Source organism: Halobacteriovorax sp. CON-3, assembly GCF_043196995.1.
In the GTDB taxonomy this organism is placed as follows: Bacteria; Bdellovibrionota; Bacteriovoracia; order Bacteriovoracales; family Bacteriovoracaceae; genus Halobacteriovorax_A.
The window spans coordinates 1,552,688-1,578,487 of the sequence record NZ_JBEBNA010000001.1 but is presented as its reverse complement, the minus strand read 5'-3'; the positions used below and the strand labels follow the sequence as shown (position 1 = coordinate 1,578,487).

Genomic DNA, 25,800 nt, shown 5'->3' with positions numbered 1-25,800 from the left:
TTATACCTCCGTTCCTAGTTCAATAACACTACACTTGTTCTCAATCGTTGAATTAAGAATTGTTTTTACGTGACATGGATTTTCGTCAACAGTCTCCTCATCATTGAACTCACAAGTAATTTGGTAAGTTTGATTCTTACACTTGTAGGTTTGAGCACACACTCGAGACTTTGAGTTATCATCGATACATTGCTTTGGATCTTCTTGTGAGAAAGAGATCAGTTCAAAACTTGCAAAATCAATTTGTTCACTTTGATTTGTACAGATCTCATCACGACACTTTCCGTATAGCTTCGCGGTTGGTGTGAAGCCATCTTTAGGGTCGTACTTATAACTTTGATCGATTGGATAACAATTACTTCGTCCAACTTTTTCAAGTTCTTCCTCAGAAAGCTCTAATCTCTTTGGTCGACAATTATTCTCTTTTGCTAAGATATTCTTTGTTCTCTCGTAACAGAAGTAATACCTTCTCTCAATTTCTGGAGTTTGTTCCTCAACTGGCTCTGGCCTAGTGGCCGAAGTTGTTTTTACTTCAAGGTCACTACGATCCTTTGGATTTAGTTGGGCGACCTTTACAATATTGCGAGCACTTTCATTTTGAATACAACGAATAGTCATCTCTCCATTTGAGACGATTCTAAGAGTCGTTTGTGAATAATCATAGCAGTAATTACTTTCTTTATTCACTTCCTCTTCTTTGACCTCACGGTAGAGCTTTCTTACTTCTTCTCTATCGCGATATACGTCGAGTTTTGCACGAACATTACTAAGAATATCGCGGGTACTTGTTGATGTATCTCCATTGGCAATCTTATCTAATAATGCCTTTTCCTCTTGTAAAAGAGGCTCGGCCTTTTCCATAATAACTTCTGTAAGTCTTGCTTTTAAATGTGCTGTAAATGCCGTTTTGTAGGCATCTGACTCTAGAATATTAATCTTTGAACCATGAACACTTGCTTCATAGAACTCATGTCCTTCAATGATTTGATCCACAACCTTGTCGTCATTTGCAAGCAAAGGTGTTGAGAAGAGTAGTGGAGCTATGAGTCCACATAGTTTTAAAATTTTTTTCTTTGAATAAATCATTACGATAATTCCCTTTCTCTCATTACTTTATTCTTATCGGAGAGATGGGGGAAATACTTGAGTAAATGTGTTCTTTTCTAAGTGTTTAAAATCTCTATTGGTTGTGAGATTTCACTTTGTTGTCTTTATGGTTTCGTTGGCCTTTGTGCTCGCCACCTTTTTGATTAGCTTGCGACTGGTTAATGACATGATCGCGTGATTCTAGAGTAACTTTCGTTGCACTAAACCAAGGATCTTCAATTTTAATTTGGTCTTCATTGCCATCTAAGATTGTGATCACTGGTATAATATCGTAAGAGTCTTTCTTTTCTTGTTTCACAGAAAGCCTAATCGTTTGTGGCCCTTTGCCTTTTCGTGCACTTGAGTCCCCAAGTTCAACGATATACTTGCTTTCTTTTCTTAGGGTCTTGTATTTTTTGCGTGGGCAACCGCCAAGCTTATAAGAAGTAATGACATCAGCTGCACAGCCATCACTTATATAGTACATAAGATCGTACTCGACGATTATACGATCAGGAGAGTCAGCATCAATAGTGATTTCTTTTTTAGGAAAGAAGCTTTTATTAAGCTTTATCTTCATTTCAGAAGCCTGAATTACTATTGCAAAAATAGTCACTAATGAAATTTTAAAGATATAACTGAGCTTCATATTACCACCTAAGAATAGTTTCCTAGGCACTCATCGGAAATTATTTTAAATTATTAAATTTTAGTGGAACCGAGTTTGCCATATCTCTAACAAAGACTTCATCTAGCTCTCGATTAAGCTCCTTGTCTAAGCAAAGTAGGGTGTTTTCGTATGAATGATCGGTAGCATTGTGTTGGAAATTGTAACTACCAATACTTGATAAGATTCTATCAAAATAAAAAACTTTTGAGTGAAGAAAGCTAATGTGTAGCCAAACACGCGTATTATCAAATCCTGAATAGTCTTTGATTAAGTTTGCAAAATGGGCCTCTCCAAAGTGGTCGTTCCACTTCTTTATGCTCTTAAGTTTTTTCTCTATTTTCTTACGAAGCAATTTATCGCTAATGCCTTCAGTTAAAATGAGATCCTTAATCTCTTCATTTTTTATATCGATTATTTCATTACCTGTCATATCTGTGCCTGTTGTAATGAAATCTAGTGAGATACCTCTTTCTTGGAGACCTTTTAACTTGTAATGAAGTTTGTTGAACATTTTAAAAGTATCAAATTTCTCAATGAGTGGTGCATCTTTAAAAACCGAGTTGTAATAAGTGTCAGAGCGAATCGGATCCATAATACCCAGGTAATTTTGAATATGGTTAAGGGCCAATAGGTAGGCGTCTCCAATATTATTTTGATACTCATAAGGGGATTGTTGAATAAAGCGACAAACACCATTCATGCGCTCTTCTTTATTATTTAATACCTTGTGGTATTGGGCCTGACCCCTTAACTCGTTCTTTGTTTCCCACTCTTGTCTTGCTTTGTAAAAGTTAAGCTCTTTATCTAGGTTTGCAATATGCTGCCCCGTACGTCTGATAATACTTCCTCTATTTCCTCTTATGATACGAGTATTCTTCTTTTTAAAATATTGCCAATCTTTTAAGAAACCGATGGCGATATCAGTAACAAGTGGACCTTGGATAATGACATCAATATCCTTATTCTTAAAATCCGTATCTTGCGATAAATTGTCTGCATTTAATTGATTCTGACCACCGATAATTGCAGTCTTACCATCGACAACAAGCTTCTTATGGTGATAAACGGTACGTCCTTCATATTTCCAGAAGTCATTTGCTCTTATAAATTGTACACCCTTCTTTTTTAGTTTCTTAGGACATTCATTATGACCTAGGGCCTTAGACATCATCTTATCGTCCATTACATATACTTTGACACCTCTTTGGTGAGCATTTATTAGCTCATCTACAAGTACCTTTACCGATTTGTCACAAACAAAGCTAAGCGAAGACATTAGGATTTCTGATTTTGCTCCTCGAATTAATTTCAATTTTTTTTGATAAGAATGATGATTCTCTAGAACTCTTATATTATTTCCAAAACTCAGTTGAGATTTGGATACTTCATCCATTCTGACTTGAAAGTCTGTTGAGAAATAAGGATGCTCGATTGTTTTAAAATCAATTTTTTCAAAGTCTTTAGAAAATAGAGAAAGATCATTAATCTTTTCTCTAATAGGTGAGTGGTTTAAAAAGCCCCACTCTTTTAGTGGATATTCATCCACAAGGTGGTGTCTGGCTTCAATAGAAAAGTTAAATTGAGAGTAGTAGTTAATCTTGGCCTCATTAAAGGTCGTCCCTCTGTATTCATTAGTATAGGCCTTAAAATCTGTTCGGTAGTCATCTTGTAAAAGGTGCCAAGTTAACTCGTACCACCTAGTATTCTCAAGCCTGCCATATTCATCTTTTTTATAGCTGTATGTTGCTCTGTCCTCGTTTGCCTGATCAATAACATAGTCTCGATCTAAAAATGGAATCTGAAGCGCAAGGGCGTTCGTGGCCATGATGAATATGAGAATTGATTTTACATACATGCTCATATTCTAGAGCGAATTAAGGAAATAATATTGAATTTTGAAATAACTACTAGGCCGTTTAAAAAGAAAACAGATGTAATTTAAAGTAGTTGTGGGCTTTCTGTGTACTTCTTTATCCCAGCAATGATCTTGCTCGCATAAACTCCATCAATAATTCGATGATCCAGAGTCGCTCCAACTGTTAGAGTTGGTCTTGCGATAATCTCACCATTTTCAACGATGGCCTCTTCCTTGACCTTAAATAGACTTAAGACAATTGGAACATGAGAGATTGTTGGAATTGGCGCAAAAGCAAATTCAGCTCCAAAATTTCCTACACTGGTAATCATACATGAACCAAATGGGTCACGTTTAACACTAAAGAGCCCCGTGTAGAAATTGAGTCGGTACATAGCTATATCAAGGAGTGCAAGGGCCGGTCTGGCAAGAAAGTTTGGAATAAGGGCAACAACCTTTTTTACTTTCTTAAAAGACTTGTCCTTATCATTTCTTATGCTCTTTGCACTATCCATGAGTTCTTTTTTAATTTCAAAAACACTCTTCTCATCAGCATCTCTGATAACTGTTCCTGAAAGGTCTCGACCGCTATGATCTACTGAAACTTGTAAGAAGATATCGACGCTTTCTCTTTGGTAAAGATGAGAACCACGAATCATTCGATTGATTTGAGGATTCTCGTGAAAGACTTGCGCAATAATCTTTGTGAAAAGGTGAGTCGGTGTAACCCCTTTCTCTTTTGTATATTCTTGAAAATTTGTCGCATCAAATTTTAAGAGTCCATATGTTGAAGGATCAACAGGCATTTTCCATGTATTCATGGAAACTTTACGCCAAGAAGAAAGATGTTTTACCTTTTTAAGTTTAATATGTCTCATAAGCGAGAGTTCGCCTTTTGATCACCGATATACTTAAAACGAGGTGTTTCGACACCATCGATAACAACTGTCTCAAGAAACATCTCAAGAGGGCGCACCCAAAGCTTTCCAAGCTCATTTTCATAAAGGCATTCGTAGTAAACTAACTCTTCTAAAGTTTCAGAGTGTCGTACGATATCATGAACGATGTAATTCATGCCTTTGTAGTGTTGATATAGTCCACCTTTAACGATCTTACTCATTAGTCTCTCCTTACTTTACGATAAAATTTGATTGCTGCCATAAGAATAACTCCTAAAGCAATTATTCCACCAACTCCGTAAAGGATTCCTTCTAAGCTTTTAATGACTGCAAGAAAAACAATGGCAAAAAGAAAGAGAGTGGCAACTTCATTCCACACTCGTAAGAATTTTGCAGAGTGAGGAAATGTGTCGTTTTGAAGTGCCTTAAAAATCTTATGACACTTAAATTGATACACTAACAATAGAAGAACTAAAGTTAACTTAAGGTGAAGCCAGTAGTGACCTTTCATTGGCCAATAAGTCGTATAAACTAAAGAGGCCCCGAAGATTACTGTGGCAATACACGCAGGCCAGGTAATTCCATACCACAGCCTGCGAGACATAATTTTAAATTGAGCACTTAAAATAGCTCGTTCACTATCACTCTTGTCTTGGGCCTCTGTATGGTAAATAAAGAGACGGACAATATAGAAAAGTCCAGCAAACCAACAAACGATACTAATTAAATGTAATGCTTTTAAATACTCGTAACTCATTACTTTCCAAATGTTGGAGCACCAGTGATATTTTCTTCATAGAAATTACCGAATGTGCTCATTTGCTTGTGAAAGCTAACTGCAAGTTCTTGTGCCTTAGCTGTGTAAGCATCTTGATCTTCCCACGATTTTTGTGGATTTAAAATTGTGCTTGGAACTTCTCCCACAACTTTAGGGATATTTAGACCAAAGATTGGATCTTGTTCAGTTTCAACATTCTGAAGATTATTTGCTTGAATGTTGCGAATGATTTGTCTTGTAATATTTAGAGGGAAGCGCTGACCTGTTCCGTAAGCACCACCAGTCCAACCAGTGTTTACCATCCAAACGTTAAATCCTAACTTGTCGATATATTCACCAAGAAGTTTCGCATACTCGCTTGGGTGGCGAAGCATGAAAGGCGCTCCAAAACATGAAGAGAAGGTCGCAGTTGGCTCTTTTACTCCAATTTCAGTTCCAGCAAGTTTTGCTGTGTAACCTAGGACAAAGTAGAACATTGCTTGTTCTTTTGTCAGTTTTGCAACTGGAGGAAGAACTCCAAAGGCATCAGCTGATAAGAAGAAAACATGCTTTGGAATATCTCCACGTGATGTCTTTTCTAGCTCATCAATGAACTCTAGAGGGTATGAAGCACGGCCATTTTCAGATAGTGACTTATCATAAAAATCAACACGTCCTGAGCTCTCATCAAGAACAACGTTCTCTAATAGTGCTCCAAAACGATTTGATGCTGCATAGATTTCAGGCTCACCTTCTTTAGAAAGTTTATATGTCTTAGCGTAACATCCACCTTCAAAGTTGAAAGTTCCCGCTTCACTGATTCCGTGCTCATCGTCACCAATTAGAAATGTTCCCGTATCAGTTGATAGTGTTGTCTTACCGGTTCCTGAAAGACCAAAGAAGATTGAAACTTCACCGTTATCTAGGCGAGATGCTCCAGAGTGCGTTGGCATAATATTCGACTCAGGTAAAAGATAGTTCATTGCTGCAAACATACTCTTTTTGATTTCACCCGCATAAAGTGTACCTGCAATAATAGTGATCTTAGACTTAAGACAAGTAACGACTGCTGTCTCTGATCTTAGGTCAAACTCCGCCGGATCAAGTAAAAGCTCTGGCGCGTGAAGGATTGTGAAGTCATTTTCGTTAAAGTCTCTTACTTTCTCACGGAAAAGGTGAGTTGAGAAAAGTGCGTGATTTGGGTTTGTTGTCACAAGCCTTGCTCCAAGGTTGTGTACTTCATCAGCTCCTACACTTCTTTCTGTAATGAATAGATCACGATCTTTATTTAGATAATTTGTTACATGTGACTTAAGCTTAGCAAAAGTTTCTGGTGTCATTGATTTAAAGTTATTTTCCCACCAGATCGTATTTTCAGTTGTTTCATCGCGGACGATATAACGGTCATTGGCACTGCGCCCCGTATGTTTTCCTGTCTCAACAACTAGGGCACCATCTTTCGTTAGTTTTCCAATGCCACGAGCTACTGTTTCTTGGATTAAGAAACTTCTTGCAGAGTTTACAAATATCTTATTATTTGGTCGCTCCATGTTAATTCCCATGTCTGTATAAAATTGCGTCATACATCATCTCCGGTTCGATTTTACAGTCCATAATTGTTCTTGTTCTTAGTTCTTTTTATGCCTCTAAATATATGCTTTTTAAACTGTATTGATAACCATTTTTATTCTAATTCAGCTCATATTTTTTAACGCTAGAAGTAGTCGGAACAGCGATTTTATAGTATATTTTGGAGACTTATACACAATAGATATGATGCACTTAGTTGTGCTTTGAATTATAAGGAAGAAAATATGCAGCCATTATCATCTCGCGAGATCAGAGAGAGATTCCTAGATTACTTTGAAAAGATGGATCACTTAAAAATTAGTGCATCTTCAATCGTTCCTCAAAACGATCCGACGCTACTTTTTATCAACTCTGGGATGGCCCCATTAAAGAATTACTTTCTTGGGAAGGAGACTCCTCCGTCTCCAAGGTTAGCAAACTACCAACCGTGTATTCGTACAAAAGATATTGATGATGTTGGTGATCGCCACCACTTAACAATTTTTGAAATGCTTGGTTCTTGGTCAATTGGTGACTATTACAAGGAAAGAGCATGTAAGCTTGCTTATGACCTACTTGTTCACGAGTTAAACTTTGATCCAAAAAGACTTTATTTTACAGTTTATGGTGGAAATGAAGACTTAGGTATCAAGCCAGATACTGAATCAATTGAAGCATGGAAGAAGTGTGGTGTTCCTGAAGATCATATCGTTGTTCTAGGTGAAGATAACTTCTGGGGGCCAGCTGGAGATCATGGGCCATGTGGGCCATGTACTGAAGTATTCTATGATACTGGAGCAGAGTATGGGCCAGAGTATAAACCAGGTGGACACTTTGATGATGTAAGTCGCTACATTGAAATCTGGAATGCTGGTGTTTTCATGGAACTTAATAAGAAGAAGGATGCAACATTTGAACCGCTTCCACTTAAGTCTGTTGATACTGGTTCTGGTCTTGAAAGACTTGCAATGGTGATGAATGGTTGTGACTCTGTTTATGAAACAGATCTACTGGCACCACTGATGAAACTTTCAAAAGAACTTCTAGGAAAAAATACTGATGTGCAAACAGAGCGTATGATCTCTGATCACATGCGTGCAAGTATTATGATTCTTGCCGAAGGTGTAATGCCAGGAAATGAAGGGCAAGGGTATATTCCTCGTCGTCTAATTCGTAAGTGTGTTGCTGCATGTATTTCAAGAGGTGTTAAGCCAAACTTTAAAAATCATATTCAAAAAACTATTGAAATGCTTGGAGATTTTTACCCTCAACTTAAGTCTGCACGTGAAGCAATTATCTACAATATGGAACAAGAGATTAATGAATTTGTTCCAATCGTTGAAAATGGACTTAAGAAGATTGAAGAAGAACTATCTTCAAATTCAAAATCAAAAGAATTATTCCCAGGGCATGTAGCCTTTGAACTTGTAACAACTCATGGGCTTCCTTTGGAAGTAATTAAAGCTGAGCTTGCTTCTAAGAATATTGAATTTGCAGAAATTGAATATAACGAGTGTTATGAAGCTCACAGAAAAGCTTCTCGTGTAATCTCTCGTAAGAGCTCTGTTGGTGCTGACCAAGAAAGAATTGAACTTGAGTTTATTGAAGTTGCCGATACTGAGTTTACTGGTTACGACTCACTAGAAACAGATAGTGAAATTCTAAAGATCTACCGTACAGAAGATGAAGTTTACTTTGCAACAAAAGAGACTCCATTCTACGGAGAGTCAGGTGGACAGGCCGGTGATATTGGAACGGCCAGAACTTCAACTGGTGAGCTTCAGATTATCGATACAATGAAAGTGAAGAATACACATGTTCATATCGCTAAGATTATTTCTGGTGAAATTGAGACAGGTGAGAAAATAGAATTAATCGTTGACGGTGAAAATAGAAAGGCATCGATGAGAAACCACTCGGCAACACACTTACTACATGCAGCTCTTCACGAAGTTATTGGCAAGCATGCAATCCAAAAAGGTTCAATGGTTACGGCGGAGCGCTTACGTTTTGACTTCCAAAACCCACAAGCTGTATCTGCGGATGAACTTGCCAAAGTTGAAGCACTTGTTAATAAGTGGATTATGCAAAACGACTCACGTACGACTAAGCTTTGCTCATATGAAGAAGCAATTGATAGTGGAGCAATGGCACTATTTGGTGAAAAGTATGATAGTGACGTTCGTGTTATCGCTTTTGGAAAAGATAGTGTTGAGCTTTGTGGAGGAACTCACGTTGGCCGCACTGGAGATATTGGACTATTCGTTATTACAACAGAGACATCTGTTGCAAAAGGAATTCGTCGTATTGAGGCCGTAACAGGAACGGCCGCAGTAAGAGTTATGCAAGAAAGGTCGGCGCTTTTAAATGCTGCTGCAAAAGAGCTAAGTACAAAGCCTTCAGATGTTCCAGCGCGTATTAAAGATCTTCGCTCAGAGATGAAGAAGAAGATTAAAGAGGCGAGTGAGAAGGCCGCAAAAGGTGGCTCAACTAACTTCACAAAAGAAGTTAAGCGCGACTATGAAGGCTTTAAAATGCTAGCTGCAACACTTGAAGCAGATGCTAAGGCCGTAAAAGAATTAGGTGATAACTTAATTAATAAGGGCGAGGTACAAATTGTGTGTCTCCTTTCTAAAGACGATAAAGGAATGAAGTCATTTGTATGGTCTAACTCAGACGTTAAGGCCGGTGACCTCCTTAAAAAGATCCTCGAGCCAGTATCTGGCCGTGGTGGTGGACGCCCTAACTTTGCTCAAGGTGGAGCTCCTGATGTAAACTCAGGTTCTCAAGTGCTTGAATTTATTGAAAAAATGTAATCCTTCTTATAATAGACACAGGTTCAAAGAGCCTGTGTCTAATTTCCTAACATCCCTATACTTAATTTCACTCCATAGTCATTAGCAACAAATTCTGGTGTATAAAGAATCTGTCTTAAATTTATGGAGTGTAGACGTGATTAAAACTAATTTACCAACAGATGCTCTTTCTCGTGAGCTTCGTCGTTTAACAATGCAACTTGATATTATTGAGAATCATCTAGATGCTGCTGAAATCGAAGAGAAAAGAGAGCTTGTAGAAAAGTCCATTATTCTTAAGATGAGTGATATGACCTCATCAAATATTAACTACCTTGGTAAACTTAAGGGAGTTAGAAAAACAACTTTAAAGAAACGCTTCGTTCAGGCCGAAATTAACTTACTAGGTAAGGGAATTGGCCGTTTTCCTCAAAAGAATGAATTACGCCTAAAAGTGATCAAAGATCGTTTTGATGGTGTTGTTCACCGATTCAATAATATTTCTGCATAACCTGTTCATAATTAAGTATTTGTTAACTTTGCTCCGAAATAATCTTGAGAGATTTGGAGTAAATTATGAGAGATTATGACCCTAGAGTTTCATTTGCACAGAAGGTGGTTGTGGCCATTCACTACACGCGAGAACAACGCTCGCGTGTAAACGATGTCTTTTACTTTTCTTCACTAAAACACTTAGACAAGGCCTATCTTGACGCCAATATTATACCAGTTGATATTGCTGAGAAAATACGTGAGGTATGGGTTGAGTGCTACAAGAGCATTAGCCAAGAGTCTTTTAGCTTAAATGATAAGGCCAAGGAGCATTTAAGTTTTTGGAGCGAATTACTAATGCTACCAAATGAGAGTATGCATTAATTCTTTGCGACTTGAAATGAGAGAGAGACCCTCGTTCCGATGTTGACGTCTGAACTGACATTAATTTTACCATTTGAAAAGTCTGTGAAGTACTTAACAATAGGAAGTCCGTAACCTGTACCTATTTCACCTTTGGTTCCGAGGCGACTAGTTTTTCTTTCAAAGTGAAAGAGGCCCTCAATGATATCTTTAGGTATCCCTATCCCTTTATCAACGATGTCGATATAGACACGGCCAGCATCATCATAAAGTTTAATGAGAATGTCCTGTCCTTCATAACTAAACTTAATGGCATTTGAAATTAAGTTACTAAGTATATGATCGAAGAAAATTTTCTGTTCGCAAAAGAAGCCACTATTTGTATGAATATCAAAATGGAGTTTAAGGTCTTTATCATTTAAAAGCTTAAAGTGTTGCTCAGAGTAGTCCTTAATTAGTTGCGGATGAATCATACTCTTTTCTGTCAGAAGACTCTCAGAGTCCAGCTGAAAGCTTCTAACGTTTGAAATAATCTCCTGTACCTTCCTAAGGGAGTTATTGATTTGTGTATACGAAGAATCATCAATAACACTCTTTCTAAGTAAGCTTGAAATCTTAAGTTTTAGAATTGTGACAGGATTTGAAAGGTCATGTAAGACAACATGTAGTAGTGTATCGAGCTGCTTATTAGAAAGCGCTAATTTTAGTCGTGAATTCGATTCTAGCCAAACGTAGAAGAAGAAATAAATCGTTGTGAGAATTGAAAATTGGACAATATTAAATTTTAAAAGCGTGTAGTACTGCTTAGAAGTTAGAGGGTAAGAAAGAGAGCTAATGGTATGATCGAGCATAAAAAAAGATGCAAACGTTGAGATCATAACAAGTACACCAAAGAGAAGACCTGAGCGCTTATAAAAGACCCCAAAGAAAATTGGTGTTCCTGTAATCCAGAGGATTCCTGGTGACTTAACTCCTCCAAATGTAAATACAATGATGATCATGATAAAGACTGAAGGAAGAACACAGATGGCCCTGGCCAGTCTATGCTTACCTAAGAAGCATGAAACGACGAAAAGTAAGACCTGACTTGTTGTATACGTGTAAAAGAACTCTTTTGGGATTTTGTGAAAGAGAACCTGTGGGTATGCTACGTAGTAATAACAAACTGTTATCGAAACCATAATCAGTGTGAAAATAATCAGGTAGCGCTGAATAAGGAATTCGCGTTTAAAATTTAATTTCATTTGGGCCACATTAGTTCAAAATGAAATCTTATACTAGCAAAGTGAAATTTATTTATGGTTTTTTTAATGGAAAACTAAGAGTAAATTCCGTGCCTTTTCCAGTACTTGTAGGTGAGTGAACAGATATTTTGGCCCCTGATAACTCAGTGAAGTAGCGAACAATTGGTAGCCCATAACCTGTACCAGTTTCTCCAATTGTACCAATCCGCGATGTCTTCTTATCAAAATCAAAGATTTCATCGATAATATCCTCAGGTATGCCAACCCCTTCATCGCGAAAACTTAAGATGGCCGCATCATCTTGGGCCTTAAATGTAACTTCAATGACCCCTTCAATATGACTAAACTTAATTGCATTTGAAAGGAGGTTACTTAAGATATGGTCTTTTAGGATAGATGGTGAAAACTTTATGTAAAATCCACCTAAGTCGTTAAAAACTAATTTTAGATGCTTCTTATTCATTTCTTTAAATTGCTCACTTAAATAAGTTCTCACTTCAGAAGAGCTGATTAATTTTCTATCTTCTTGAAGGCCCTCGGAGCTTAATTGAAAGCTTCTAACATTTTGAATAATCTCTTCGATCTTTGTGAAAGCTTTTTTTATCTGTCTTGTTTCTACTTCCTTAATATGAAAACGTCTTTTTAGACTTTCAAGCTTAAGTTTTAGTATTGTTATAGGATTTGAAAGGTCGTGGAGTACGACGTGTAAAAGGGTATCGAGCTGCTCCTTTGAATTTTCAATTTCATCTCGCGTTCTTTGCTCCAGCCAAGTGTAGTAGAGAAAGAAGAGGGTAATAACTATTGAGAAGTGAATAACATTCATTCTCTTCTCGGCCATATATAGCTCGTGTGGAACTTCTACTGTCATCGAAAGTATCTGAGCTTCAAATGTGTAGTAAACAGCGTAGATAGCGAGCATGAGTAAGATACCAATGATCATACCCCTCTTTCTAAAAAATATTGCAAAGAAAATCGGAAAACCTGCTATCCAAAATACTCCCGGTGCATGAATTCCTCCAAAAGAAGTAATTAGAACTAAGGTAATTGCAAAAGATGGAAAGAGACTTGATAGGTTTCTAAGGAGATGTTGCCCTTTATAGTCAAAATAATAGAAGGCCAGATAGAGAGTCGAGATCGGCAGAACAAAATAATGTAAAACAGCATCATTAATATAATCATGATGCCTAAAGGCGTAGCTAACCAGTGAGAGCATTGCCATCACATTAGTAAAGTGAATAAGAATTGTATTGAGACGATCTTTCATAATAATTAAATATTTATATATAAAAGTTTCTCGGCTATGACGAATTTTTATTTAGTTTTGAAGATGTAAAAGTGCAAAGGTTGGCTTTATGACGCTGAGGAGCTTAATATGCAAAATTTTAAAACAAGCGTTAGCGCCAGTTTTTAAATGACGGTAAGTATGGTAAATGACTGGGGTTTTTTAAGTAAGGAATTGGTTGCGGGGGCTGGATTCGAACCAACGACCTTCGGGTTATGAGCCCGACGAGCTACCAACTGCTCCACCCCGCGACAAAGTAAAATCAATATATTATCAGAAAGGTCTTATGTCAAATTAAATTTGTCAGACATAAATTACTAAAATTTCTAGAAGACGCTCCGATATGAACTCTGTATGAGGGATGTTAAAAAATAAAATTTTTGGAGTTTAGAAGATGGAAATGCAAAATCATAGTAAGTTAACGATTGATATCGACACTTCAGAGCTTACGCCTGCACAACTTCGCGCGATTAAAACAATTAATATGCTTATGGCACATATTGTGACGACGGAAGATGAAGCGGATTTTTTTGATGGGACTGCTGAAGTTATGAGAATTTGTGCTTCACTAGTTAAACAGTCAAAATTTTGCCAAGGCAACTCATCGATTCCATATGGTGATCAAGCACTAGAGTTTTCAATTGAGTTATTAACAGAGCTGATGGAATCATCTTCTGTAGTAAAATACGATAATTAAGAGAGTAGATATTTTGTTAGAAAAGGGCCTTAACTGGGCCCTTTTTTTTTGTGCAAAATTTAGCTATAAAAGACTGTGAACTTTAAGAATTAGGCTTGAAATATGAGTGACATAAGTAAAAAGAAAATTTGTCTTACAGGTGTTAAACCAACAGGAATGCCACATTTAGGAAACTATATTGGCGCCATCAAACCAGCAATTGATAATGTTAATAATTCTGAAATGGAAGGCTACTTCTTTATTGCAGACTACCACTCATTAATCACTGTTCATGATGGTGAGACTCTTCGTAACGATATTTACGAAGTTGCTGCAACTTGGTTAGCGGCAGGTCTTGATCCTGAAAAGGCCGTTCTTTATAAGCAAAGTGACGTTCCAGAGATTACAGAACTTAACTGGATTATTTCTTGTTTTGCTTCTAAAGGTTTAATGAATCGTGCTCACGCATACAAGGCTAAGAAAGATAAGAATGCTGAAGAAAATCGCGATGAGGACTTTGGTATTAATATGGGATTATTTTCGTATCCAGTTCTTATGGCCGCAGATATTCTTTTTATGAATACTAATTATGTTCCGGTAGGTGAGGATCAACTTCAGCATATTGAGATTGCTCGTGATATCGCTTCAAGCTTTAATCACAAATATGGTGATCTTCTAACGCTTCCAGAAGCTATTGTTAGCAAGGAAGAAGTGAAGCTACTTCCAGGTCTTGATGGACGTAAAATGAGTAAGTCGTATAATAATCATATTCCTTGTTTTGTTCCTGAGAAGAAACTGAAGAAGATGATTAATAAAATCACGACAGACTCAACTCCTCCTGAAGCTCCAAAGAATCCTGATGATTCTCTTATTTTTGATATCTATAAATTCTTTGCCACAAAAGAAGAGCAAGATGCCTTAGCAAAACGCTATCAAGATGGAATTGGATGGGGTTATGCAAAGCTTGAGCTTTTTGAAATCGTAAATCGTGAGATGAAAGAAGCTCGTGAAAAATACGATGCGCTTATGGCAGATAAATCTCAGATTGATAAGATTCTAGCTGAAGGTGCTGCAAAGGTTCGTCCAATTGCTCAAGAGAACCTAAGACGTATTAAAAAGGCCATTGGCGTTTCTAATTAATTCTATTTAATTCTTATGATAAGGGTGGTCTTGTTTGATCGTCTGAGCACGATATATTTGTTCGATAAGAACAAGTCGTGCAATTTTGTGTGGAAATGTCATTGGTGACAGGGAGAGTTGGTAATCAACTGTCTTTAAGAATTCTTTAGGAAAGCCTGCTGCTCCACCAATTAAAAAGCAAACACCCTTTTGCTGATTCTCAATAACATTATAGATGTAATGACTTAGCTTTTCACTGTCACAAGTCTTTCCATGTTCTGTCATGGCAACAATATGTTGGTTTCCAAACTTTGCTTTAATGGATTCGACTTTATTAAGAAGTTCTTTGAGTTCAAGGTCGATATTTTCTTGATGACCTTTACATTCGTGGATGTGAAGTTTTGGGAAGTTAATGCGCTTTAAGTATTCATTTTCAAGCGCGATAAGATGCTTATCTTTTAACTTCCCAATGACAATAACGTGATTGTCTTTCATAGATTACTAGAAGTAACCTTTGTCTGAGTCTGCAGAACTTTCTGCTTCATCAGAAGAGTAGTAGTACTCATTTGGAATTTCAACTGTTGGTACTGACCATAGATTATCAATATCGTATGCTTCGCGAGCTGACTCATCAAAGATATGAACAATAATGTCACCAAGGTCAATTAGAATCCAGTCTGTTTGTTGGTGTAGACCTTCTTTAGAGATGACTGTTTGTCCCTTTCTCTTCATTTGTTTTGCAATCTCATCAGACATAGCATTTGCCATTGAAGAGTTTGTAGCCGAAGCAAGGATGAAGTAATCAGCAAGTGCAGTCGTCTTTCTCATATCAAGAACTTTAAGGTTGATACCTTTAAAGTTTCCTAGGATCCAAGCACTGGCCATTGCGATATTTAGAGGGAATTCTAATTTTGAATTATCTGTAATTTCATCTACGTTTTTTGTGATAAATTCATTTTGTGACATTGGTTAGTCCTTTATCGTTTTAAGCATTAAAGATTTAAGTAAGTCTATATTAAGTCCAGATACTGAAGAGATCGGAAGACACTTTCTATCAACTTGTGCTTCAAAGAAGTCTTGGAACTTCTTAATTTCTTCATCTGTCATAGCATCAATTTTTGTTAAACAAATAAGCTCTTTCTTATTTAAAAGATCTTCACTATAGCGACCAAGTTCTTGGCGAATAATTACGTATTGCTCAAATGCTTCGTATTCATCAAGACACCAAGAAACATCAACTAAGTGAACAAGAGATTTTGTTCTTTCAATATGTTTAAGGAATTTAATCCCAAGTCCTTTTCCTTCCGAGGCATCTTCAATTAGCCCTGGAATATCGGCAACAACAAATGAGTCATCTTCACCAAGTGTAACAACACCTAGATTTGGCTCAAGAGTCGTAAAAGGATAATCTGCAATTTTTGGTCTTGCCGCAGAGATAGAAGAGATAAGTGTCGACTTACCAGCATTTGGTAGTCCCACTAGTGCAATATCTGCAAGTAGGCGAAGCTCAAGTTCTACTTCAAGTTCAATACCTTCTTTTCCGGCAGTTGCTTTTCGTGGCGCCTGATTAGTTGCAGTTTTGAAGTGAATATTTCCAAGGCCACCACGTCCACCTTGGGCAACCATCAATCTCATTCCGTGATCAGTTAGATCCGCGATAACTTGATTTGTTTCTGCATGACGAACAATCGTTCCAACAGGAACTTTAATTGTGAGGTCATCACCAAATGCTCCACACATTTGACGGCCGCCACCTTGTTGTCCGTGTTCAGCACGGTAGTGCTTTTTCCCTCTGAAGTTAACAAGAGTGTTCATTCCTTCGTCGGCTTCAAAGTAGATACTTCCACCATCACCACCGTCACCACCATCTGGTCCACCAAATGGGATATACTTTTCGCGGCGAAAGCTTACGCATCCGTTTCCTCCGTTTCCGGAAATTACTGTAATTTTAACTTCATCGATAAATTTCATAATAAGGTCTTATATAAAAAAAGGGAGCACTATGTATAGGCTCCCTTTAATATTTACAACTAATTAATAGCGTAAAATGGTAATTTTAATTAAGCTTCAACAACAGAAACGATTTGTTTCTTCTTGTTATAGAAACCAAATTGTACTTTACCTTCTTTCGTAGCGAATAGAGTAAAGTCTTTTCCAACTTTTACGTTTTTACCAGCGTGGAACTTAGATCCCGCTTGTCTTACAATGATGTTTCCTGGAACAACTGCTTCACCACCAAACTTCTTAACACCATACATATTTGGGTTTGAATCACGACCGTTACTTGTTGAACCACCGGCTTTTTTGTGTGCCATATCTAACTCCTAAAATTGATAATTAATTAAGCTTTAACTTCTTTGATTTTTAAAGTTGTAAAGTGTTGTCTGTGTCCGTTCTTCTTGATGTACTTACCTGGCTTTCTTTTAGAAACGATAACTTTTCTTGAACGATCATGTCTTACTACTTCAGCAACAACTTTAGCACCTGCAACAGTTGGAGCACCAACTTTTGCGCTTTCACCACCAACAAATAGAACCTTATCGAATTCTACTGTTGAACCAGCTTCTTGATCTAATTTCTGAACATCAATAGTCATACCAGCTTCTACTCTGTACTGGTGACCTGAGATCTCTACTACTCCGTACATACTTTCTCCTAATGAAAGGCAGTCTTTGGGGGTTGCTATATTATATCGCGAACTCTTTTTTCCCTCGGACTGAAATTAACTTTATGAAACTAGGATTTTTATTAATAATTGGGCCTGTTGTCAAGGACTAAGACGCAATTACACTCCTTTATTTGAGGATTTTTTGCCTAGCGCTAAGCGGAAATGCTTCCGAGCTTATTTTGTCGGAAAAAATACCGAAAAATTAAGTTGAATGGAGGCACTAATGCAATCTGTAAGTACTGAAAAATACACATATTATCAATATGCTAAAGAGCAGGCACTACCTGTTTATATTAGACTGCGCGTTGCGGAGTTTGATCCTGAGATCGCGGGATTTTTACAAATCATGAACTTTACCGAACTAGGTGAAAAAGAAAGTGAGTTGGCCCAACAAAATTTAGCGTCTAATCAGCTGGCCAAGGTTATGACAATTGATGAGGCGACACCGATGGTTGCTGCTCAAATCAGATCAAATTTTGATAACGATAAGTACGGGAAAGAATCTATCGTTCAAAAGCCTGGCTACAATGTTTACCGCTATAAGAATATGGCCATGATTGTTCTCTCTCTGGCTTCAAATGAGTGGCTTATGGGAACATTTCCAGAACTTGGTCACACTGAAAGAGAATTTGAAAGTCGTGTGGTGATTAATCGCTTTCTTACATGGGCACTGGCACCAATGGGAATTATTGGCCTGTGGGGAAGAAAGACAAAGCAGGGAATTATCTTAGGTCGTATGGCCGAAGTAAAAGGTGAGGTGATCTATATTGATTATCGTAATCAAAATATATTTACAATGAGTGAAGTTTATAAGCTTAGAAAATCAGAAATATTCATCAAACAAGATGCCCTTCATAAATTAGGGCCAGTAAAGATGAGATTTGAAGATGCTCAAGCATTTCTAGCAATTCATTCGGCCTATTTTGGTGCCAATGGGATGCCAATGGCAACAAGACAAGCGGTGGCCACTCTTGCCAAGAATATTATGAGCTATAAGTTTGCAGTAAATGATATTGCAAAAGAGTTAAGTTAATTTTTTAAAAGTTTAATGAGAAAAGAGTCCTTATTTTTCACATCATCTTTTTTAATCATATGAATGAATATCGGGAAGCATGTAATTGTACATGCTCCTGAATATGTTATGGCGAATCCGGCTTCATCGTTCCAGATATAGACAGATGTGCCGTCATTATTGATAAATTTATCTTGCTTACCATAACGATTGATAAGTGATTGATGAAAAGTATTGTGAAGAAAATAATTTGGAAGTCTTGCATAGAAGTCTAATACGATTTCATCTTGTACATGAATAAAAACTGGAAAGAAGTAGCTTTGGTGGCGAATTTGAATTTCATACGTTGCCACTGGTTTCTTATCATTAATAAGCCTAATTGCTTTGTACTCTTTCTTTATATCCGACAGTTTTTGTCCGGGGTGAAATGGCCTGAATTTATCGAAGGTAAAATCGTAATTTGGTTCTTCCACCTTAGCTTTTGCCGGATTGATAAATATGCAAAATGATAAGAGAATAAATGAACATGTTAGAATTTTGTTAAGATTTTTTTCAACCATACGTTATTTTAAACGATTTGAATTTTTATAGTTAAAAGGGGAATTTAATGCAACCAGCAGCAAAGAAGGAAGCGCAGAAGATTGGTATTGCAATGGTACTCGGATTAATTTTGGGTCTTCTGTTACATTATTTTGGAAAGGGTGAATACGTAAAATTTATTTCTCCTGTCGGAGATGCCTTTATCTCCCTTTTAAAAATGGTAATCATTCCTCTTGTTTTCTCTTCAATCTTTATGGCCATGTATCACTTAGGTACTCCTGAGTCTTTAGGTCGAATGGGTGTAAGAGCTGTTGCATACTACTTTGTAACAACATGTATTGCGGTTTTATTTGGTATCATTTTTGTAAACCTAATCAACCCTGGTATTGGCGCTGATCTTGGGGCCGCCGGTGTACAAGGTTTATCAGAAGCGATGCAATCTAAAGTTGCAAGTAGCTCCGGCGGTTGGGCTTCACTATTTGCTTCAATTAAGGAAGTTCTTCTAGGTGCTATACCTACTAATCCATTTGGCTCAATGGCCGATGGAAATATCCTTCAAGTAATTGTCTTCTCAATTCTCATGGGAATGACGGCATTATTTATTCCAAAAGATAGTGAGCCATTTGTTAAAGTTGTTGGCTCTCTTGAGGCCCTTTCAAATAAGCTAACTATGGGTGTAATGAGCTTAGCTCCTTATGGGATCTTTGTTCTAATGACAGGTGTACTTGCTAAGTCTGGATTTGGTGCGATTGTATCACTTTCAAAATATATGCTTACAGTAATTTTAGGTCTTATTTGTCACGGTATTTTCCTTCTTATTGTAGGAAGTGTTCGCAGCAAGACTTCACCTTTTGAAATTTTAAAAGGTATTGGGCCGGCCATTATCACAGCATTCTCAACAGCTTCTTCAGCGGCAACTCTACCGATTACAATGATGAATGTTGAAGAAAATCTCGGAGTTGATAAGGACACTGCAAAGTTTGTTCTTCCTCTTGGTGCAACTGTTAATATGGATGGAACTGCTTTATACGAATCAGTAGCGGCCATCTTTATTGCACAAGCTTATGGCTATGACTTAGGTCTTACACAACAAATTATCATTTTTATGACAGCTTCTCTTGCGGCCATTGGTGCTGCAGCAATTCCTGGAGCTGGACTCATTACAATGTCGATTGTTCTTTCGGCAGTAGGTCTCCCAATTGAGGGGATCGGTCTTATCTTAGCAGTTGATAGAATTCTGGACATGTTCAGAACTGCTGTTAACGTATTTGGCGATGCCATGGGAACAGTTGTTGTTGACTCTATGCTGAAAAATAAAGAATAAACAATACAAAGTATTGATTTTAGTACGGAACTTAACCGAAAAAATCTTTTCCTCGTTGACTCAGACACGACAATTTGAAAAAATATGAGAACCCTAAATTTAGGGTTCTCTTATATTTATGAACGCTGAATACACATATATAGTTAAGGATGATCGATGAGAATTAATGGATTAATTTTACTGGTAGCCTCCCAACTGCTCTTTTCATGTATCTCTGTTGAGAAAGATGTCCCGAGCCCGAAGGACATTTCTGAAATAGTTGAGACAGATGCTGAAATTGAAGCAGATGCGGAATTCTCAGAAGAAAAGATCATTGCACGTAGCGCTAAGCACGGTGCAGAGTTCTCAAGTGATCAAATTGTTGGGTCTGCAAAGATTGAGCATCCGACATCTCACGAACTTAAGACTTACTTCTTATATGGAGCTGAGCACTTAAATCTTGAAAATAATTATTTTGATATCCCTGTTGTTTACAATGCTGCTGTTAAGAAGTGGATTAAGTATTTTACAACTCGTGGCCGTGGCTTCTTTGAAAGATACTCTGCGAGAGCTGGAAGATATGCACCAATTCTTTCTAAAGTCTTAAAAGACAACGGACTTCCACAGGATCTAATTTTCTTAGCAATGGCCGAGTCAGGTTTTCAAACGAAGGCCAAGTCTTGGGCAAAAGCTGTTGGTCCTTGGCAATTCATGCCGTACACAGGACGTCGTTATGGACTTGAAGTTAATTGGTATGTTGATGAAAGACGTGACCCAATTAAGTCTTCATATGCAGCATCGAAATACTTAAGAAAGTTATTTAAGCAATTTGGTTCTTGGGAACTTGCCGCTGCTTCATACAATGCTGGTGAAGGAAAGATGTCTCGAGCGATTCGTCGCTACCGTACAAAGAACTTTTGGAAAATTAGAAAAGGTCGCTACCTAAAGCCAGAGACTAAAAATTATGTTCCAAAAATTATGGCCCTTGCTATCATTGGGAAGAACCTTAAGTCATTTGGTTTTGAAGAAATTGATTGGCATGAGCCTTTAGACTTTCAAGAAATTTCTGTTCCTGGTGGAGCGGATTTATTTGAGATTGCAAAAGACTTAAATGTTGAATTTGATGATCTACACTACTTGAACCCTGAGATTCAAAGATGGTTTACACCACCGACTCATAAGACTTATACATTAAGAGTTCCTGTTGGAAAAAGAGAGCAATGGGCAGCTTGTTGTACACAGAAGAACTACGTTGCAAGCCAGGAAGTTTTTCAAAAGTACCGCGTAAGAGGAAAGAGAACTCGCCTTGATGATGTTGCAAGAAAGTTCAAAATTAAAGATAAAGAAGTTCTTACTTGGTTAAACGATGATTTCAAATCACATCGTTCCAGAGTTAAGCGTGGGTCATATGTAACTCTTCCTTTTAGAATTGGTCAGAGTAAGAAAGATAATATGTATGCTGACCTTTATGATAAGCCACGTAAGTCAGTTGTGAGAAAGAGAAAGTATCGCAATCGTATTAGACTAGCTAAACAGCGTGGAAAGAAAATTAACAACCCAACGAAGTACTATACAGTACAACGTGGTGACTCTTTATGGTCGGTATCACGCAAAACTGGAGTTAGTCTTGATACTCTAATTGTTTCTAACTTAAAGATCATTAAGAAGAGACAAATTAGAGCAGGTGACAGACTCGTCATTAAATAATCTAAAAAAATGTAAGAAAAAAATAGTGAAAATACCTGAAACCACGCTTTAATGCGTGGTTTCGCTATTTAAATTCCAAAAAAAATAAGCTATTGTATTGCCAAACACAACACACAAGGAATTTGGTACCATGGCCTATAGCGATATTCTAAAGCTTAAAAAAGTCGAAGTTAAACAAGAAGAGAAGACATTTATTAAAAACTTAATTGTTGGAAATGATATCTTTGCGATCGACTTATTTGACCATTTAAATAACTTAGATGCGACAAGTGTAAAGCTCCTTTCAGAGGAAGAAATTACTGAAGATAATTTCAAACTGATGGGGCCATCATTAATTCGCGGTGAAGAAAATATTTCAATTTTTAAAGAGCTTGGATTAGTTGAAGAAGCTCAAATTAGTAGCTCTTGTTTTTATAAAGATTCAAAGTTTCACGCTTTTGGATCACGTACAAAACCAATGCCACTACTTTGGGGAGAAGAAAGTTATATTGATAATCATATTCAATTGTCACCATCTGAAATTCTTCCATCTCTTAATAAAGAAGGGCTTCTCGAGCGAATTAAAGAAAATAGTTATGGCCTAAGAATCAAAGAAATTTTCCGCACAACTCCTGAAGAGTTAATTGATCAGGCCTTCTGGAAAGTATGCCTGACAAATGGGCTAATTATTGAATGTGAAAATCTTTATTGGGGAGAGTCTCCATCTAAATTCTTAGAGCTATTCCAAGAAAAGAAAACTCTTTCTAGTGAGTTTATCGAATTCTGTGAAAGCACGACAACTCCTTGTTCTTTATATGTTCACTTAGACTTAGAAGAGAAGATTACTAAGGATGAGGATGCAGAACAGACATACTTTTTTCCTCTTTCGTTTACTCACGATTGGGGACATTTTATCGGTGAAATCTGTGATTCTGAGAGTGAAGGATATGCTCAAACAGCGAAATTTGTTACTTTTGTGGATAAAGAAGAGAGCACAGAAGAAGATATTTCTAAAAAAATCAATCTTTTGAAGAAAAACCTAGCTAAGAATTTTGACGCTTTTGATGAGAATAAGTCAAAGGAGCGCGTGGTTTTAAGAGATTATTCTTATTGTCCAGATATTGACGATTCTTCAATTGCAGACGGAACTTTAAATGAAGATCATCTAATCTTCTTTAGTTTCAACGCTCCTTTGAAGCAGGCGGCGACAAAAAATACTACATTCGTAGATTCTTGGATGTCGTCAAAATTCCTGGCACGTGGCATGGCCGTCCAAGCAAAGATAAAATAAAAAATACTTATACAAACCCCGAAATTACGAATTCTTTAGCAATTTCGGGGTGTTGACATTCATCTCATCTCCTTTGAAAATTTAAGAACTAACATTTTTTAGAAGAGTTTAATTTTTAAGCTCAAGGATTTACTCGTTCAAGGAGACGAATATGAAAAAGGTATTTTTAGGTGCCGCTACTTTAGCTCTACTAAGTACAAGTGCTTATGCTACTAAAGCGAGACTTCTTGCTCTAGGTGATGAAGTTGAAGACAACTACTACACAATGGATGATCGTTATATCTTTACTAACGCTTCATTTGTAAACAACTACGGAGATATGGTTGTACTTGAGTACGGTGCAGAAGGTATTGGTTCTGGATCAACTACTCTTGATACTGATGGTGACCCTAAAGCAATGGGTGGATTCTTTAAGAAAATGGGGAGCTTCACTTATGGTCTTTACTTAGGTAATGAATCAAATATTTCTTCTTCTTTAAGAATTCTTGCATCTTCTCCAGCATCTGGTGGATATCTTTCTACATCGGATAATCAACTAGAACTTTTCATTGGTGGAAAAGCTGGTGTTAACTGGGGGGCAGCTTTTGTTTACGCTTCTTCAGAAAGAAATGTTGAAAGCATACCTGCACCAGGTACTTTCCATATGCACGAAGATAGTGCAATGGCAGTAAAGCTTGGTGTGAACAAAGATAACTGGGATGCTTATGCCAACGTATCACTAATGTCTGATTCTGAGAACAAAACGACTGGTAACAAATTTGATGGAACACTAGGTGTACAAGTTGGTGGTTCTTACACAATCAATAAAGACACTAAATTCTACGGTTCATATAAAACATTTTCTTGGGATCAAGAAAGAGGTTTAGGAGATGAAGATGGAGATCTTTCTCGTCTAGATCTTGGTGCAGGTAAAGAATACAAAGTTGAAGGTGGAATGGTTTTCGTAAGAACTGCATTCCAAGTAATCAATGTTGAACTTAACGCTGTTCCTGGTAAAGCAAAGCTAGAAACAATGAATCTTCCAGTTATTATTGGTGCTGAAACTAAAGCAACTGATTGGTTAACTCTTAGAGGTTCTGTTTCTCAATCTGTTTACTCAAATGCAAAATCTACTGACCTTGCAAATGCAACAGGTGGACCAACTAATATTTTAGCATCAGCTGTTGTTGCTAACTACAATGGTTCTTACACAAATGGTGATGCTTCTTTTGAAAACACAACTAGAGTTGCTGTTGGTGCTACTTTAAATTATAAAACTGTTGATATTGATGTTTACACTGGTACAAACGGTGAAGACACTGATTCAAGAGTTGCAATGAAGTACAACTTCTAATTAAATTTTTGATTATATACAGAAGGCCGTGGAAGCGTAACCACGGCCTTTCTTAAAAAAAAGTAAAAAAAAATTGCACACAAAAACAAAAAGGGTATAATTTAGTAAATTATTTTTTAAAATCGAACTAGAACGCTAGTTTAAATAAAACAAAACAAGGAGTAAGTTTTGAAAAAAATGACAGGTATTATCGCAATGGCAGTACTTTCTTCTGCAGCATTTGCAAACACAATCGTTCCAGAAACTTCACGTGATGGAAAAACTAAAAACGCTTCAGTTATCGCTACAACTGGTCAAATGAGAACTTTCGTAGCTGGTGAGTATAACTCAACAGACCTAGAAACAGATACAACACCAGCTATTAAAGATGAAGTAACAAACATGAACCTTTACGGTGCATGGTCAAACAAAATGTTCTCTGTAGAAGCAGACCTTAACATGGCTGATGACAATGATACAGATGTAAATACTTACGGTGTACAAGCCGCATACAGAATCAACAAGCAATTTGGTCTAGGTCTAGGTTATACAATGGTTGATACTGATCCAAATTCAGAAGATACAACTCTTGAAATCGCTGGTTCATACAACATGAATGATCTAGTAATCGGTGCTTCATTTGCAATCGTTTCTAATGATAACGGAACTGTTGATGGTTCACACAATAGACTAACTCTTGGTGTTGGTTCAAACGCAAACAACATGTCATGGGAAGCAGGTCTAGTATTTGATCTTGAAGAGAAAGATGATGATATCACATCAGCTTCAAGAACTAAGCTATTTGCTGGAGCAACTAAAGTTATCAACAACATCGAATTTGATGGTGACATTACTTATACTACAGGTGACAACACTGTTGCTGGTGGTGATTACACTAAATACACAATTGACTTTGATGCAGAATTCCTAGTAGGGAAAATGTTCTACATCACTCCAGGTCTTGCTTACTCAAATGAAGATGAAGATGGTGCAGAAACTACTAAGTTTGATCTTTCAGCTGACTTTGGTTACAGAGCTAACAAAATCGATGCTACTTTTGGTATTGATTATACAGTTGCTGGTGAGTCAAGCAATGTTGACTTCGACGGAATGGCTTGGAAAGTTAACGTAGCTTACAACTTCTAATTTTAATTTTAAAATTTAGAATATACGTGAAGGGA

The 25,800-nt window shown here is 37.1% G+C and carries 26 protein-coding genes and 1 tRNA gene; 11 read left to right on the top strand and 16 right to left on the bottom strand.

Annotation, left to right across the window (positions count from 1 at the left end):
- The 7 genes from ABMA72_RS07400 to ABMA72_RS07370 all read right to left on the bottom strand — a co-directional run bounded on the left by ABMA72_RS07400 (position 1) and on the right by ABMA72_RS07370 (position 6,850).
- A complete protein-coding gene (locus tag ABMA72_RS07400) occupies positions 1 to 1,086 on the bottom strand; it encodes a hypothetical protein (protein WP_393056673.1) in 1,086 nt (361 codons plus the stop codon).
- Positions 1,087 to 1,180: 94 nt separating this feature from the next.
- Positions 1,181 to 1,735 (bottom strand): hypothetical protein, encoded by a 555-nt coding sequence (locus tag ABMA72_RS07395; protein ID WP_393056671.1) that lies wholly within the window; start codon positions 1,733 to 1,735, stop codon positions 1,181 to 1,183.
- Between the two features lie 40 nt (positions 1,736 to 1,775).
- Positions 1,776 to 3,611 (bottom strand): phosphatidylserine/phosphatidylglycerophosphate/cardiolipin synthase family protein, encoded by a 1,836-nt coding sequence (locus tag ABMA72_RS07390; RefSeq protein ID WP_393056669.1) that lies wholly within the window; start codon positions 3,609 to 3,611, stop codon positions 1,776 to 1,778.
- An 83-nt stretch (positions 3,612 to 3,694) separates the two neighbouring features.
- Positions 3,695 to 4,489, bottom strand: coding sequence for a 2-oxo acid dehydrogenase subunit E2 (locus tag ABMA72_RS07385; protein ID WP_393056667.1), 795 nt, complete (start codon positions 4,487 to 4,489; stop codon positions 3,695 to 3,697).
- On the bottom strand, positions 4,486 to 4,731 hold the full coding sequence (locus ABMA72_RS07380) for a DUF1653 domain-containing protein (protein ID WP_392857533.1): 246 nt from the start codon (positions 4,729 to 4,731) through the stop codon (positions 4,486 to 4,488). Before ABMA72_RS07380 ends, ABMA72_RS07385 begins: the two co-directional genes overlap by 4 nt.
- Positions 4,731 to 5,267: a CopD family protein gene (locus tag ABMA72_RS07375; protein ID WP_393056665.1), complete on the bottom strand. Its 537-nt coding sequence runs from the start codon at positions 5,265 to 5,267 to the stop codon at positions 4,731 to 4,733. Before ABMA72_RS07375 ends, ABMA72_RS07380 begins: the two co-directional genes overlap by 1 nt.
- The gene (locus ABMA72_RS07370) at positions 5,267 to 6,850 is read right to left on the bottom strand and encodes a phosphoenolpyruvate carboxykinase (ATP) (RefSeq protein WP_393056663.1); all 1,584 of its coding nucleotides are present in this window, start codon (positions 6,848 to 6,850) and stop codon (positions 5,267 to 5,269) included. Before ABMA72_RS07370 ends, ABMA72_RS07375 begins: the two co-directional genes overlap by 1 nt.
- Before the next feature lie 231 nt (positions 6,851 to 7,081).
- On the opposite strand from ABMA72_RS07370, the gene alaS reads away from it, so the two are divergent.
- The 3 genes from alaS to ABMA72_RS07355 all read left to right on the top strand — a co-directional run bounded on the left by alaS (position 7,082) and on the right by ABMA72_RS07355 (position 10,507).
- Complete coding sequence (alaS, locus tag ABMA72_RS07365; RefSeq protein WP_392857527.1) at positions 7,082 to 9,652, top strand: alanine--tRNA ligase; 2,571 nt, start codon at positions 7,082 to 7,084, stop codon at positions 9,650 to 9,652.
- A 136-nt stretch (positions 9,653 to 9,788) separates the two neighbouring features.
- Complete coding sequence (locus ABMA72_RS07360; protein ID WP_392857525.1) at positions 9,789 to 10,142, top strand: hypothetical protein; 354 nt, start codon at positions 9,789 to 9,791, stop codon at positions 10,140 to 10,142.
- A gap of 65 nt (positions 10,143 to 10,207) precedes the next feature.
- The gene (locus tag ABMA72_RS07355; protein ID WP_392857523.1) at positions 10,208 to 10,507 is read left to right on the top strand and encodes a hypothetical protein; all 300 of its coding nucleotides are present in this window, start codon (positions 10,208 to 10,210) and stop codon (positions 10,505 to 10,507) included.
- Here ABMA72_RS07355 and ABMA72_RS07350 read toward each other — a convergent pair.
- The 3 genes from ABMA72_RS07350 to ABMA72_RS07340 form a co-directional block, all read right to left on the bottom strand.
- Positions 10,504 to 11,730, bottom strand: a complete 1,227-nt coding sequence (locus ABMA72_RS07350) for a sensor histidine kinase (RefSeq protein ID WP_392857521.1) — start codon at positions 11,728 to 11,730, stop codon at positions 10,504 to 10,506. The genes ABMA72_RS07355 and ABMA72_RS07350 overlap by 4 nt on opposite strands.
- A gap of 52 nt (positions 11,731 to 11,782) precedes the next feature.
- Entirely contained in the window at positions 11,783 to 12,994 is a 1,212-nt protein-coding gene (locus ABMA72_RS07345) for a sensor histidine kinase (RefSeq protein WP_393056661.1), read from the bottom strand.
- Positions 12,995 to 13,187: 193 nt separating this feature from the next.
- A tRNA-Met gene (locus ABMA72_RS07340) sits at positions 13,188 to 13,263 on the bottom strand.
- A gap of 149 nt (positions 13,264 to 13,412) precedes the next feature.
- Here ABMA72_RS07340 and ABMA72_RS07335 point away from each other — a divergent pair.
- Together ABMA72_RS07335 and ABMA72_RS07330 are read left to right on the top strand one after the other, a co-directional pair.
- Positions 13,413 to 13,709 carry a hypothetical protein gene (locus ABMA72_RS07335; protein WP_392910066.1) on the top strand — a complete coding sequence of 99 codons (297 nt, stop codon included), beginning with the start codon at positions 13,413 to 13,415 and terminating at the stop codon, positions 13,707 to 13,709.
- 111 nt (positions 13,710 to 13,820) lie between these two features.
- Positions 13,821 to 14,828, top strand: a complete 1,008-nt coding sequence (locus ABMA72_RS07330; RefSeq protein ID WP_392858015.1) for a tryptophan--tRNA ligase — start codon at positions 13,821 to 13,823, stop codon at positions 14,826 to 14,828.
- A gap of 6 nt (positions 14,829 to 14,834) precedes the next feature.
- Here the strand turns inward: ABMA72_RS07330 and ABMA72_RS07325 are convergent, their stop codons facing one another.
- From ABMA72_RS07325 to rplU, 5 genes are all read right to left on the bottom strand, one after another.
- The gene (locus ABMA72_RS07325) at positions 14,835 to 15,302 is read right to left on the bottom strand and encodes a 23S rRNA (pseudouridine(1915)-N(3))-methyltransferase RlmH (protein ID WP_392857515.1); all 468 of its coding nucleotides are present in this window, start codon (positions 15,300 to 15,302) and stop codon (positions 14,835 to 14,837) included.
- A gap of 6 nt (positions 15,303 to 15,308) precedes the next feature.
- Positions 15,309 to 15,773 carry a ribosome silencing factor gene (rsfS, locus tag ABMA72_RS07320; protein ID WP_392857514.1) on the bottom strand — a complete coding sequence of 155 codons (465 nt, stop codon included), beginning with the start codon at positions 15,771 to 15,773 and terminating at the stop codon, positions 15,309 to 15,311.
- 3 nt (positions 15,774 to 15,776) lie between these two features.
- On the bottom strand, positions 15,777 to 16,778 hold the full coding sequence (obgE, locus tag ABMA72_RS07315) for a GTPase ObgE (RefSeq protein WP_392857512.1): 1,002 nt from the start codon (positions 16,776 to 16,778) through the stop codon (positions 15,777 to 15,779).
- A gap of 89 nt (positions 16,779 to 16,867) precedes the next feature.
- Complete coding sequence (gene rpmA / locus ABMA72_RS07310) at positions 16,868 to 17,122, bottom strand: 50S ribosomal protein L27 (protein WP_021266471.1); 255 nt, start codon at positions 17,120 to 17,122, stop codon at positions 16,868 to 16,870.
- 26 nt (positions 17,123 to 17,148) lie between these two features.
- Positions 17,149 to 17,454, bottom strand: a complete 306-nt coding sequence (rplU, locus tag ABMA72_RS07305) for a 50S ribosomal protein L21 (protein WP_021266313.1) — start codon at positions 17,452 to 17,454, stop codon at positions 17,149 to 17,151.
- Positions 17,455 to 17,698: 244 nt separating this feature from the next.
- On the opposite strand from rplU, the gene ABMA72_RS07300 reads away from it, so the two are divergent.
- Positions 17,699 to 18,508 (top strand): hypothetical protein, encoded by an 810-nt coding sequence (locus tag ABMA72_RS07300; protein ID WP_392857511.1) that lies wholly within the window; start codon positions 17,699 to 17,701, stop codon positions 18,506 to 18,508.
- Here the strand turns inward: ABMA72_RS07300 and ABMA72_RS07295 are convergent.
- Positions 18,505 to 19,047, bottom strand: a complete 543-nt coding sequence (locus ABMA72_RS07295; protein ID WP_392857508.1) for a hypothetical protein — start codon at positions 19,045 to 19,047, stop codon at positions 18,505 to 18,507. The genes ABMA72_RS07300 and ABMA72_RS07295 overlap by 4 nt on opposite strands.
- 47 nt (positions 19,048 to 19,094) lie before the next feature.
- Here ABMA72_RS07295 and ABMA72_RS07290 point away from each other — a divergent pair, with 47 nt between their 5' ends.
- The 5 genes from ABMA72_RS07290 (at position 19,095) to ABMA72_RS07270 (ending at position 25,765) form a co-directional block, all read left to right on the top strand.
- Complete coding sequence (locus ABMA72_RS07290; protein ID WP_392857506.1) at positions 19,095 to 20,351, top strand: dicarboxylate/amino acid:cation symporter; 1,257 nt, start codon at positions 19,095 to 19,097, stop codon at positions 20,349 to 20,351.
- A gap of 156 nt (positions 20,352 to 20,507) precedes the next feature.
- Positions 20,508 to 22,037, top strand: coding sequence for a transglycosylase SLT domain-containing protein (locus ABMA72_RS07285; protein WP_392857505.1), 1,530 nt, complete (start codon positions 20,508 to 20,510; stop codon positions 22,035 to 22,037).
- 97 nt (positions 22,038 to 22,134) lie between these two features.
- A complete protein-coding gene (locus ABMA72_RS07280; RefSeq protein WP_392857502.1) occupies positions 22,135 to 23,307 on the top strand; it encodes a hypothetical protein in 1,173 nt (390 codons plus the stop codon).
- Between the two features lie 151 nt (positions 23,308 to 23,458).
- Entirely contained in the window at positions 23,459 to 24,640 is a 1,182-nt protein-coding gene (locus ABMA72_RS07275; RefSeq protein WP_393056659.1) for a hypothetical protein, read from the top strand.
- 168 nt (positions 24,641 to 24,808) lie between these two features.
- Complete coding sequence (locus ABMA72_RS07270) at positions 24,809 to 25,765, top strand: hypothetical protein (RefSeq protein ID WP_393056657.1); 957 nt, start codon at positions 24,809 to 24,811, stop codon at positions 25,763 to 25,765.
- The last annotated feature ends 35 nt before the right edge of the window (positions 25,766 to 25,800 follow it).

Bases quoted from the DNA above. Each gene is read 5' to 3' on its own strand.
- ABMA72_RS07275 (WP_393056659.1), top strand. From the start codon at position 23,459: ATGAAAAAGGTATTTTTAGGTGCCGCTACTTTAGCTCTACTAAGTACA.
- alaS (WP_392857527.1), top strand. From the start codon at position 7,082: ATGCAGCCATTATCATCTCGCGAGATCAGAGAGAGATTCCTAGATTAC.
- ABMA72_RS07290 (WP_392857506.1), top strand. From the start codon at position 19,095: ATGCAACCAGCAGCAAAGAAGGAAGCGCAGAAGATTGGTATTGCAATG.
- ABMA72_RS07375 (WP_393056665.1), bottom strand. From the start codon at position 5,267: ATGAGTTACGAGTATTTAAAAGCATTACATTTAATTAGTATCGTTTGT.
- ABMA72_RS07385 (WP_393056667.1), bottom strand. From the start codon at position 4,489: ATGAGACATATTAAACTTAAAAAGGTAAAACATCTTTCTTCTTGGCGT.
- ABMA72_RS07345 (WP_393056661.1), bottom strand. From the start codon at position 12,994: ATGAAAGATCGTCTCAATACAATTCTTATTCACTTTACTAATGTGATG.
- ABMA72_RS07300 (WP_392857511.1), top strand. From the start codon at position 17,699: ATGCAATCTGTAAGTACTGAAAAATACACATATTATCAATATGCTAAA.
- ABMA72_RS07285 (WP_392857505.1), top strand. From the start codon at position 20,508: ATGAGAATTAATGGATTAATTTTACTGGTAGCCTCCCAACTGCTCTTT.
- ABMA72_RS07295 (WP_392857508.1), bottom strand. From the start codon at position 19,047: ATGGTTGAAAAAAATCTTAACAAAATTCTAACATGTTCATTTATTCTC.
- obgE (WP_392857512.1), bottom strand. From the start codon at position 16,778: ATGAAATTTATCGATGAAGTTAAAATTACAGTAATTTCCGGAAACGGA.
- ABMA72_RS07350 (WP_392857521.1), bottom strand. From the start codon at position 11,730: ATGAAATTAAATTTTAAACGCGAATTCCTTATTCAGCGCTACCTGATT.
- ABMA72_RS07380 (WP_392857533.1), bottom strand. From the start codon at position 4,731: ATGAGTAAGATCGTTAAAGGTGGACTATATCAACACTACAAAGGCATG.
- ABMA72_RS07325 (WP_392857515.1), bottom strand. From the start codon at position 15,302: ATGAAAGACAATCACGTTATTGTCATTGGGAAGTTAAAAGATAAGCAT.
- rpmA (WP_021266471.1), bottom strand. From the start codon at position 17,122: ATGGCACACAAAAAAGCCGGTGGTTCAACAAGTAACGGTCGTGATTCA.
- ABMA72_RS07395 (WP_393056671.1), bottom strand. From the start codon at position 1,735: ATGAAGCTCAGTTATATCTTTAAAATTTCATTAGTGACTATTTTTGCA.
- ABMA72_RS07400 (WP_393056673.1), bottom strand. From the start codon at position 1,086: ATGATTTATTCAAAGAAAAAAATTTTAAAACTATGTGGACTCATAGCT.
- rsfS (WP_392857514.1), bottom strand. From the start codon at position 15,773: ATGTCACAAAATGAATTTATCACAAAAAACGTAGATGAAATTACAGAT.
- ABMA72_RS07390 (WP_393056669.1), bottom strand. From the start codon at position 3,611: ATGTATGTAAAATCAATTCTCATATTCATCATGGCCACGAACGCCCTT.
- ABMA72_RS07370 (WP_393056663.1), bottom strand. From the start codon at position 6,850: ATGACGCAATTTTATACAGACATGGGAATTAACATGGAGCGACCAAAT.
- rplU (WP_021266313.1), bottom strand. From the start codon at position 17,454: ATGTACGGAGTAGTAGAGATCTCAGGTCACCAGTACAGAGTAGAAGCT.
- ABMA72_RS07355 (WP_392857523.1), top strand. From the start codon at position 10,208: ATGAGAGATTATGACCCTAGAGTTTCATTTGCACAGAAGGTGGTTGTG.
- ABMA72_RS07335 (WP_392910066.1), top strand. From the start codon at position 13,413: ATGCAAAATCATAGTAAGTTAACGATTGATATCGACACTTCAGAGCTT.